We start from the raw sequence: 10937 nt of genomic DNA, 5'->3' as shown, positions 1-10937 counted from the left end.
AAAAACATCAGTTAGCTATTTTCATTATACAGTATAAACACCGAAAAAAGGAACCTTTTACCATTCAAAATGTAAAAGATTCCTTAAGTTAATGACATTGACCGTTCACAACATTTCTTTCAGTGAAACACATCTTCTATATGATAATGCACACCAGTCCTCCGTTGCTGTCATTGACAATCTTCTGCATGGTATCCTGCAGCTTCACCTGGCTTTCGTCATCCATCATGGTAATTTTGCTGCGGATTCCGTCCTCCACCAGTTCCCCGATGGATTTCCCAAAAATATTGGTCTGCCAGATCCCTTCCTCCTGCTCCCTGGAGGTTTTGATATACCCAATCAAATCCTGGGCCTGCTCTTCGCTTCCGATAATCGGGGCTATCTCGGTTTCCACATTCGCTTTGATCATGTGAATCGAGGGAGATTGGGCCTTGATTTTCACACCGAATTTATTGCCGTGGCGGATCAGCACCGGCTCCTCAATTTCAATATCTGTAAGCTGGGGCGTTACCACGCCGTATCCTTTCTGCTTCACGGCCTCCATGGCGCTGCCTACCTTATCATACTCTTTTTTCATAGCGGACAGTTCCCGAATCATGGAAATCAACTGATATTCCCCGGAAATGGGAACCCCTGTCAGTTCGCTCATATTTTCGTAATAATATTTCTGGTCAATGTCAAACATAATCTGGACGCAGCCCCGGGACAGCTCCACCTTATCTAATTTCATCCGGCGGATATATTCTCCCTCCGGCACAAGCTCCGTGTTCCGCACATCTTTGGCAAAGGTGAATTTCTTAAGAATCTGCATGGCGTTGCTGATGATATTTTCTTTGATTTTATGGGTATTTTCTAGCATTTCCACCCATTTCGGCAGAAAGAAGTCCACCCGTTCAATGGGAAATTCATAGAGAATTCCTTCCAGAATCCGGAAAATATCATCTTTTCTCAGCTGCTCGCAGTTCACCGGCAATGTGGACACTCCGTATTTTTCCGAAAGCTCCTCCGCTAATTTCTGGCTCTCCGCCCCGTAAGGCTTCTGGGTATTCAAAAGCAGCAAAAAGGGCTTGCCCAGTTTCTTCAGCCCTGCAATGGTTTTCTCTTCTGCAGGAATATAGCTCTCTCTGGGCAGTTCCGTGATGGAACCGTCTGTAGTAATCACAATTCCAATATTGGAATGTTCCCGAATCACCTTCTGGGTGCCGATTTCCGCAGCCTGGGTAAAAGGAATCTCATAGTCGAACCAGGGGGTTTTCACCATCCGTTCCGCCCCTTCTTCCATATGTCCGGTGGCGCCGTCCACCATAAAGCCCACACAGTCAATAAGCCGGACGCTGACCTCTAAGTCCTCGCTGAGTTTTATTTTGGCTGCCTCCTTGGGCACGAATTTCGGCTCTGTGGTCATGATGGTCTTGCCCTGGGCTGACTGGGGCAGTTCATCCGTGGCCCGCTCTCTGCTGTGCACATCCTCCATTTCCGGCAGCACCATCACGTCCATAAAACGCTTGATAAACGTGGATTTGCCGGTACGCACAGGCCCCACCACCCCGATATAGATATCTCCGCCGGTTCTGGCGCTGATATCTTTGTAAATATTATATGTACCTGTATTGATATTTTCCATACAAAAACCTCCTGTTCTACTGTTATCAGTATATGCAGGAGGTTTGCGGGGAATGCCAGATATTTGTACCAGGCGTTCACATATGTTCTTCCAAAGGAGATATATTCAATTTTCAAGCATTACTCACACAATAACTGATATTTTACAGGATAATAATCAATCACTATATAAAAATCCCTCTGATCAATCATATCCCATTCCTTCTGCGGAAATTGAATCTCCCCTGTCGCAATCGGAAACAGTATATCCTGGCTTTCCCCGGCCTTCATCTCAAGGCGCAGCCCTTCCAACTCTTGATTGATCCCCATAAAAAATTCATGATCCCACTGATTCCCCCATGCCTTCGACTCAAATGTAATATTGGTCAAATCTAAAAACGTGTCGTCATCTTTCCATTTTTCGATTGTAACCGTGGCAATTCCTACACGCTCCTTTTCACTGGGATAACTTTTTCCATTTTCTATAAGCCACACATACCCAGGCATCAGTTCATGATATATTTCTCCATTGTGCCATTCCCATTTCTTTAAAGTAAAACGGTAATTCCCCAATTCAAGAGTTTCCCCCTTCGTATAAGTTTTCACTTTTGGACTGGGATAATGAGCGTTTACGGAATAATAACGTGCTCCGGCCAATATAAGCAAAATCAGAACTATCATCGTATTTATTTTCTTCATCTTATCTGACGCCTCCCTCTAACTTGAGAAAACTCCATTCTCGACTAGGAAAATCTGATCTGATAAAGCTTCCAGTTCATCCTTATCATGGCAAGAAAGAATAATCAATGTTCCGGCTTCTTTTCTTTTTATCAGAATCTCCCGCAAGAGCCGTTCCCCCTCACTGTCCAATGCGTTGAAAGGTTCGTCCAATACCAGGAGTTTTGGATTTTCCATTATCGCACAGGCAATTCCAAGACGCTGCTTCATTCCAAGGGAGTATTTCCGATACTTCCTTTTATCCAGCGGTTCCAGTCCAACACAATGCAAAGCCTCCTCAATTTCATCCTTTCCAATAATCCCCTTTACAGAGGCCAGAAGCTTTAAATTGTCAAAACCGGTAAGATTCGGCAGGAAAGCAGGATTTTCAATCATCATACCCGCACTTTCCGGAAAAGACATATCTTTCCCCAAGACTTTGCCATCTATCGTAATGCTTCCTTTCGTTGGCAAAACGAAACCGCAGACAGCCCTCATAAACATTGTCTTTCCAGAACCGTTTTTTCCCTGCAGCCCATAAATGTATCCATCCTCCATTTCCAGGTTTATGCCATTCAGAACACGAACCCCTTTTATTTCTTTTGTCAAATCTTTGACTGTTATTTTCATTTTTCCACCTCTAAAATATCTTTTTTCTTTACAATCAGCCGCCCTGTAAAAATGGCGGCCCCACTCACTCCTGCACATAACAGCATCCCCATATAAGATGAAAGTCCATCTGTTATGATGGGACGATTTCTCAATATCATCGCAAAATTTCCCAGTAAAAAGGGAGATTTCCAGTAAACCGAAGTAATCAAATATGACATAGTAAAAAAATAAGCGGCAACTGGTTTAATAAGAATCCCAAGCACCATCTGAACCAGTCCCAAAGCAATTGAAAAAAGAACCGGGAGACATGCCCATATCATGATAAATTCCTCTGCGTTCACAAGTCCTGCATCAATACCAAGCACATTTTTCAAGCCGTCTGTATTTTTAAAGAAATTTCCTCTGAGCCGGGACATCACAAGCATAATACAGTTAAAACTCACATAATAGAAAAAAATATTCCATACACACCAGCATACTTTTCCAAGCCACCAGCGTTCTCTCTTTTCTGAGAGAAGCATAATCTGCTGACCACAGCCAGATAAATCACTTACAGGATAAGAGCATATAAGAAAAAAAAGATATCCATGAAAAATCAGCCACGGAACCGGAAGCTGGAAGATACTGGTCTCTGTCCGGATATACTCTGGCAGTCCCTGCATCAAATATGTGTAATATCCCAAATATCCGGCATCTATATCCGCCATATTGCAGGTTTGAACAGATAAGTCCGCCAAAAATACAAATACTCCAAAACAAACCGCCCATCTATAACGATTATTCCACATCCCGCATACAAAATCATATTTTAATAAACTGTTCCATCGTTTACTTTTCATGAATATTTGCTTTTCCATAATAATTTTTCCTCCTGATGGCTGCCAGTCCGCCTGCAAACATTAATAAAATTGGTATTCCCCCTGAAAGCGCCATTCTTAAAAAATGTGTTTCTGTCCAATTTGCATAAGCGACAGAATATTTTCCATAAAAAAACAGAGGATGGCTCCTTCCATAATCAAACAAGGCTGTTCCCAGGCAAAAAATCCAGGCAGGTATCGGACTCACAATTATAATTCTGGTGACAGCCGCCACCATACCAGTAAAAAAGTAATTCAAAAAGTTTAAAGATGAAAAACACAATATCACTTTCCAGAAGCTTATCGTTCTGGCACACACTTGTCCATTCATAAAAAACCAGTACAGACTCCTTTTTTCATTCCAATTCATGAACGCATAATCATTTAAAGCAGCAGAAAGTGAGACTGCCATTACAGTAACCGCCGTTAATAATATAGAAACAACTGCTGTACGAATAAACATTTCATACCAGACGCTCCTTCTGTGTATTTTCCGTATCAAATACTGTTCTGACTCTAATTCCTTCCCAAGCTTCATAAAAATGCACAGAGCAACCGGAAGAACAAAGGTATACTTTGCCGGCAACATATCCATCCATATAAAAAAATCCGCTTTACACGGCATTAGCCCGTATTCGCAAACATAATGATAATTCATGCGGTATAGATAAAAAAAAGAAGATGCTGACTGTATTACAAACCATAAAAACCACTGTCTTCTATCACCTGAAGCCTGACGCCACATAGTCTGGAAAACAGGAACGGCATTAAAGGATTTCTTTCTTGGTACTGACATACAGAAAAATTCCTCCTCCCAATATCAGAAGCAATAATTCTCCCAATATAATGTGCCATGTAGAAAAAACCGGTTGGCTTGGCCTCAAAAAACCAAACGGGCTTAACTGTACGGCTCCTGTCATCTGGCTCACTGAAAATACAAATAAATAGCATAAAAACGGCATAAGTATGACCAGAAAGCGATTTTCTGTCAAATGAGCTGCAAGCAATGCGATTGTAGTAAGTAATCCGAAAAATACGGCATCCAGAATCAAATATAAAAACAGATAGCAATATGGGTGGGTATAGAATAAATCAGCCATCAGCATTTTAGGCGCTCCGCCAAAAATTCCAGTTCCGCTTTGCGGAATTACCGCCGGCAAAACCATGCCTGTCAAAATAAAATCCAACGCCAGAGGCACTGCAGATACTGTGGCCCCTGTAATAAAAGTCATAATATATTTAGATCTCAGATAATCTTTTTTCTTACTTCGTATCAGCACTTGTTTGACATATCCTGTCTTTATATCAGAAAAATAACTTCCGGCATATGGCAGGGCGCACAAAATCGGAACCAATAAATAATACAATACCGGCTGTAAAGAACTGTTATCTCCTCCCAGCCATTTTGCAAAAGAAGAAAGAGGGTACTGTGCCGTATACACATAATCCTTCAGCGGATACACATTTTCCCAAAAATGCCAGATACAAATCAGCAATCCAACTCCAATCGAAGCCATATATATTTTATTATGAAATGCCCGAAAGAACTCTGCCCGCATCAATTTTCCCATACCTTATTCCTCCAGAGCCACAAACTTATTATCAATATCGTCATACTCAGACGTATCTCCTATCATGTAGTACAATTTTCCCTGAACATCAGCATCCTGTAAAAGATAACCAACCTCGCTTTCCACACTTTCACCAGGCTTCAGTACATAATGCTGAACACTGGATTCGTCTCCCCCATTCCAGAACTGATCAATGTACACAGTATCTGCGCTAAGTTGAAAAATCTGAAAATCTTCAGCGATACCTGTTATCACTCCCTGATTTCTGTATATTTCTTTTTCTTTCTCTGATGTATTTGTAAAACATATCTTCAAAAAAACATATGTTTCGTTTCCTTTCAGATTACCTTCCGAATCTATTCCTTCAAAAGAGAGATCATTCAGATTATTTCGGATTCTGCCGCCAAATTTTTTCGTTTTCTCCACATTTAAAACCTTATAGGAAATATCTTCATAAATAATTTCCGAACCAAACGGCAATAAATTATCTGACATTACATATTCATCATCCACATATTCTACATCTGCAGAACCAATATTCTGCGCTTTTCCATCTGTATTATCTTTGTCTGAAACCTGATTTTCCTGGATAATTCCATTTGATTTCTGCGGTTCCGACTGTTTCGCAGAACAGGCAGACACAGATAAAGTTATCATTATGATGATACAGAATATGGCATATTTACTATTACGATTCATGGACAGCTTCCTTTCTAAATATTATGGAACCACAGAAACGCACTGTTTTCCTTTTTATACCCGTGAGCGAAATGATTTGCCAACAAGTTTTCGCTATTTCAAGAAAACAGGCAAATCATTTGGCAAATAAGTATACTCTTGAATAGAACCAAGGAGTTGTCACAAAACAGGAAATTCATGCAGTATAATGATACCAGAATCAACCAGCGCCCCGTATCCTGCAGAAAAACTTTATTTTGCAACACCCCTTAGTTCATTTAATCAGGCATGTCTTACAAAACTTATATAATTTTTAAAGACCTGCTTTATTGTCTGGACTCCATTTACCTGATGCTGAAAATGCATATCCATAATTCGGGTTTCCGGCAATCCTGGCATATCCGTAATTCCATTCTTTTACCCAGCTTGTCATATAATGAGCGTCCCCGGCCTTACTAAAGCTATAGCTATTTCCCTTTGAACAATCAACCCTATCGCTGGATGATGCCGAGGTGCATCCAATAGCATGCGCTGTATAAGATGTGTTTGGAGTAATACTCTCACACTTCATATATAATTTACTGGTGTCAGTTTTTGGACGCGCTACAGTATATTTCTGTGAATTATTAAAGTTAAATGTGAAATTTGTATCCTGCCAGTTATTTGCATTGGCCTGTACTGTTCCGCTTATTCCAATGATTGTCACTGATAACAAAGCAACACCTGCAATTTTTTTAATTTTGTTTCTTAACATAGTATTATCCTCCTGTTCCTGTTGTTCCCAATGTGCAAATTATGATTTTTCACACTGAAATATCTCTGTAATTTGTAATTTTTCCTGCTGCAAATCTCTTGCAATAAACTAAAAAGAATATTATACTAAGTATATCCTCATAAAACCTACCGCCATTAAATGGCACTTCTCATCGCTTGGTTTTATGAGGACTTTTTTTGCACATCCATAGAATCCCCCCTTCTCTGTTGTTATTAATTACAAAATATGTAATTAAGCTGATGTTAACCTTGCAATTATATACTACACAAATCATCCCTCTTTGTCAATAACCATTTAGATAAATAAGGTATTGACTTATTTATCTATTTGTGCTATATATCTATATGATATACATATTCTCTTAGAAAGTACAGGTTTTGTTGTGGCTAATCGTGATAATTTTAAAAAGGGTTCTGTGGAAATGTTGCTTTTGCATCTTCTGCAAATTGAAGATTTATATGGCTATCAGTTATCGCAGTTGATTCATAAGCACTCCAACGGTATATTGAAAATTCCAGAAGGTTCCATGTATCCAACCCTTTACCGTCTTTTAGATAAAGGGTATATTACTGATTATAAAAAACAGGTTGGCAGACGCCTCACCCGCGTTTATTATCATCTTGAACCCCAGGGACAAGAATATTTATCTGAACTCTTAGAAGATTATACGAAAGTAACTGAAGGAATCCAGCTTTTACTTTCTTATCGTGGAGATGACGGAGGAACACAGAAATGAATGATATAAAAAAATATAAAAAGATGGTCCGTTCTATGTTTCCTATCTACGGACCATATGAAAAACGCTTTTACTCTGATCTGAAACAGAACATCTCAGAATTTGCTGACAATAAAGAAAATGTAGAATTTACTGTTTTAGAAAAAGAATTTGGTTCACCCACTGCTGTTATTCAGGACTATCTTGACAACGTAGATCCGGACTACCTGATAAAACATTTATCCCGCACAAAATACATCCGTATTTCCTGTTGTTTTATTATTTTTGGCATTATTGCCATGTTAGCTGTTTGGAGTGCAACCAATTACCTCGCCTATAAGGCTTTTGAGGACAATCTGCCTGCCATAGAAAAAACTACGATTGAATATCTTAATTAAAAATGAATAACCGAGGGATTTATATTATGAACAAGTTATTATGCTTACTTTTAAGCCTTTCTATCTTTTTTAGTTTTACAACTACTACATATGCTACAGAATATACCGTACATGATTTTATCGAATATCTTGAAGATGGAAGTTATTTCACTGTTACAGTTACAACCAATCATACTTCCGGATCGGCTGCTCCTTTTTCAGCTACACGCACTGGAAGTAAAACTACTACATACCATTCAAGTTCCGGCAGTAAGCTATGGTCCGTTACCGTAACCGGGACTTTTACATACGGAACCGGCTCCCGGGCTGCTTGTATCAAATCAGCAGTTACAGCAAACACTTATTCCACTTCCTGGAAAATAACTAACTCGTCGGCCTCCAAAAGCGGAAACAGTGCAAGCGCTTCCGCAACCGGAACGCAATACCTTAATTCAGCTATTATTAATTCTATTACAAAAACTGTAACATTGACCTGCAGTGTTAACGGCACCCTGTCTTAAATCTAACATCTGCTTGTGCAGCATCAGAATTTTTCAAACACGCTCTAAGCTGCACAAGCAATTTTCAGAATAAATCATCACCGCATAATTTTCAAAACGCCAGGCAGGCACTCATATTTCACCCGGATCAAATCTCCCAGATCTTCCCCGTCCATATGGGCAGTCATAGGCTCCTGAAGCCAGAAGGTGCAGGACTTGCACTCCACCAGTTCAATTCCCTGAAATCCCAGATGCTTCCCCTTCACCAGCATAAGCAGAAGAAAAAGCGCCCGAAGCCTTTTTACGCCGTGAATGTAACAGATCGACAATTTGCCGTCCTGGGCCGAAGCCTCCGGCGCCATCGGCAGTCCGCCGCCCTCGCACCGGTGGTTCATCACTGCTGCGCAAACCAATCCGTGAATTCGTCTTTTCTCTGTCTGTTCCAGCTGCATCCCCGCCTGCACACAGGGCATTTCTGCCAGTGTCAGCGCTGTCTGGACAAAGTAAGACAATTTCCCCAGATGCAGTTTGTTTAAGAACACTTTAAGTCCTGCGGCATTGACCCGCCTGCAGACTTCTGCGTCCATTCCGATTCCGGAGCTGATATTAAAATAAGCGCTCTTTTCGAATTCAGACCCCCAGGACACTCTGCCCAAATCCATGGCATACAGCTCTTTGGACTCTAAAATCACCTGCAGCGCTGTCAGCGGATCTTTCGGAAGGCCCAGTCCCCTGCCCAAATCATTGCCGGAGCCGGTGGGAATATAGCCGAACCGCACCTGTTCAAAATCCCGGATACCGTTTACCGCCTCATTGGCTGTTCCGTCTCCCCCAACTACAACAAGGGAAATCACCTGTTTTTGGTGTTTCCCTGTAAGTTTTTCCGCCAGTTCCCCTGCATGACCCGGATATTTCGTCAGATATGCACGGTAATCTGTGTTTCTTCTCTTTAATTCCGCCTCCAGAGCTTTCCAGATTTTTTTGCCCTTCCCGGTTCTGGAGGCAGCGTTTACAATAAAATAATACGTCATAAATCTGCTTTCATCCCTTCGGGGCTCTTCCATATAATTCCACCTGTCTGCAAATATGCCGGATCAGCTTTGCATCAATCGCTCCCGGTTTCATGCGCCACATCCAGTTGCATCCTAAGGTAGAGGGGGTATTCATCCTTCCTTCGCTTCCAATTCCCAGTAAATCCTGCATGGTCACCACTGCCGTATCACTGATACTGGACCAGACGCCCCGCATTACGCCCCAGTTGTATCCTTCCTCTTTATTCAGGTTCAAATACTCCCTGGCATATGTGACACAGGGCCTTGGAGCCGTTTTCATCCATCCCAGAATGGTATCATTGTCGTGGGTGCCCGCATAAACCACAGAATTTCTGGTGTCGTAATTATGGGGCAGGTAATCTCCGTCCTCCCTGCTGTCAAAAGCAAACTGAATCAGTTTCATTCCAGGATACCCGGAAGCTGCAAGCAGCTCATGGACAGAATCTGTCAGAAATCCCAGATCCTCTGCGATAATGTCCAGTTTCCCCAAGGATGCTTCAATGGTATGGAACAATTCAATTCCGGGGCCCTTGCGCCACTCTCCGTTCTTGGCCGTCTTATCTCCGTAGGGAATAGCATAGTAGGAATCAAATCCCCGGAAATGGTCGATTCGGATCACGTCAAACAGCTTCGACATTTTCTCCAACCGCTGAATCCACCACCGGTAGCCGTCCCCTTTCATCACATCCCATCGAAACAGCGGGTTGCCCCACAGCTGTCCGTCATCGGAAAATGCATCCGGCGGACATCCTGCCACATCAATGGGCTCCAAATTCTCATTCAGGTAAAACTGGGAAGGATTGGCCCACACATCCGCGCTGTCCATGGACACATAAATGGGCACGTCTCCGATCATCCGGATTCCCTTTTCATTGGCATAAGCTTTCAGCTCATTCCACTGCCGATAAAACAAATACTGCAGCATTTTCCAGAAATCAATTTCCTCTGCCAGTTCCTCTTTGGCCCTTGCCATGGCATCCTCTCTGCGCAGCCTTAATTCTGTCTCCCACTGGCTCCAGGGAACGCCGTTATGGGCGTCTTTCAGCGCCATAAACAGGGCGTAATCCTCCATCCAGTCTGCCTGGGCCCGACAGAACGCTTCATAATCTTCAGGAATATTTTTCCGAAACCGAACAAAAGCTTTATGTAATAAGAGATAACGGTTCTGATAGAGAATGCCGTAATCCACTTTCGTAATGTCTTTTCCCCATTCATAGGACTGACATTCTTTTTTCGTTAAAAGCTTCTCTTTGCAGAGAATATCAAGATCGATAAAGTAAGGATTTCCTGCAAAACTGGAAAAAGACTGATAGGGCGAATCTCCGTAACTGGTAGGGCAGATGGGCAATACCTGCCAGAAACTCTGTTTCGCCTTTACAAGAAAATCTACAAATTTTACCGCTTCCTTTCCCATGGTTCCAATTCCGTAAGGGGACGGAAGGGAAGAAATATGCATTAAAACTCCGCTGCTGCGCATAATG

General features: G+C 41.8%; 12 protein-coding genes. 3 read left to right on the top strand and 9 right to left on the bottom strand.

The features are described 5' to 3' along the window. Positions 1–136 precede the first annotated feature (136 nt). The 7 genes from spoIVA to ACTO17_RS04065 all read right to left on the bottom strand — a co-directional run bounded on the left by spoIVA (position 137) and on the right by ACTO17_RS04065 (position 6791). Positions 137–1624: a stage IV sporulation protein A gene (gene spoIVA / locus ACTO17_RS04095; RefSeq protein WP_172537895.1), complete on the bottom strand. Its 1488-nt coding sequence runs from the start codon at positions 1622–1624 to the stop codon at positions 137–139. Between the two features lie 119 nt (positions 1625–1743). Continuing rightward, a complete protein-coding gene (locus tag ACTO17_RS04090; protein WP_172537896.1) occupies positions 1744–2301 on the bottom strand; it encodes a DUF5028 domain-containing protein in 558 nt (185 codons plus the stop codon). Between the two features lie 18 nt (positions 2302–2319). Further along, positions 2320–2949, bottom strand: coding sequence for an ABC transporter ATP-binding protein (locus ACTO17_RS04085; RefSeq protein WP_482556995.1), 630 nt, complete (start codon positions 2947–2949; stop codon positions 2320–2322). Then, positions 2946–3788: a hypothetical protein gene (locus ACTO17_RS04080; protein WP_482556994.1), complete on the bottom strand. Its 843-nt coding sequence runs from the start codon at positions 3786–3788 to the stop codon at positions 2946–2948. Before ACTO17_RS04080 ends, ACTO17_RS04085 begins: the two co-directional genes overlap by 4 nt. A gap of 767 nt (positions 3789–4555) precedes the next feature. Next, on the bottom strand, positions 4556–5359 hold the full coding sequence (locus ACTO17_RS04075; RefSeq protein WP_482556993.1) for a hypothetical protein: 804 nt from the start codon (positions 5357–5359) through the stop codon (positions 4556–4558). Between the two features lie 3 nt (positions 5360–5362). Continuing rightward, positions 5363–6058, bottom strand: coding sequence for a hypothetical protein (locus tag ACTO17_RS04070; RefSeq protein ID WP_482556992.1), 696 nt, complete (start codon positions 6056–6058; stop codon positions 5363–5365). 292 nt (positions 6059–6350) lie between these two features. Beyond that, the gene (locus ACTO17_RS04065; protein WP_172537902.1) at positions 6351–6791 is read right to left on the bottom strand and encodes a DUF2712 domain-containing protein; all 441 of its coding nucleotides are present in this window, start codon (positions 6789–6791) and stop codon (positions 6351–6353) included. A gap of 403 nt (positions 6792–7194) precedes the next feature. On the opposite strand from ACTO17_RS04065, the gene ACTO17_RS04060 reads away from it, so the two are divergent. The 3 genes from ACTO17_RS04060 to ACTO17_RS04050 are packed head-to-tail and all read left to right on the top strand — an operon-like array spanning position 7195 to position 8425. Next, positions 7195–7548, top strand: coding sequence for a PadR family transcriptional regulator (locus ACTO17_RS04060; RefSeq protein ID WP_482556991.1), 354 nt, complete (start codon positions 7195–7197; stop codon positions 7546–7548). Next, entirely contained in the window at positions 7545–7925 is a 381-nt protein-coding gene (locus ACTO17_RS04055) for a DUF6120 family protein (protein WP_172537903.1), read from the top strand. The genes ACTO17_RS04060 and ACTO17_RS04055 overlap by 4 nt, the downstream gene beginning before the upstream one ends. Before the next feature lie 26 nt (positions 7926–7951). Next, entirely contained in the window at positions 7952–8425 is a 474-nt protein-coding gene (locus ACTO17_RS04050) for a hypothetical protein (RefSeq protein ID WP_482556990.1), read from the top strand. A gap of 77 nt (positions 8426–8502) precedes the next feature. Here ACTO17_RS04050 and ACTO17_RS04045 read toward each other — a convergent pair whose 3' ends face one another. Both ACTO17_RS04045 and malQ read right to left on the bottom strand, forming a co-directional pair. Then, positions 8503–9468, bottom strand: coding sequence for a diacylglycerol/lipid kinase family protein (locus ACTO17_RS04045; protein WP_482556989.1), 966 nt, complete (start codon positions 9466–9468; stop codon positions 8503–8505). After that, entirely contained in the window at positions 9446–10933 is a 1488-nt protein-coding gene (malQ, locus tag ACTO17_RS04040) for a 4-alpha-glucanotransferase (protein WP_482556988.1), read from the bottom strand. The genes ACTO17_RS04045 and malQ overlap by 23 nt, the downstream gene beginning before the upstream one ends. Positions 10934–10937 lie beyond the last annotated feature (4 nt).

The sequence above is a fragment of the Petralouisia sp. genome (genome assembly GCF_056822245.1).
The sequence above is the reverse complement of the archived record's forward strand: the minus strand, read 5'-3'. Positions and strand labels throughout refer to the sequence as shown.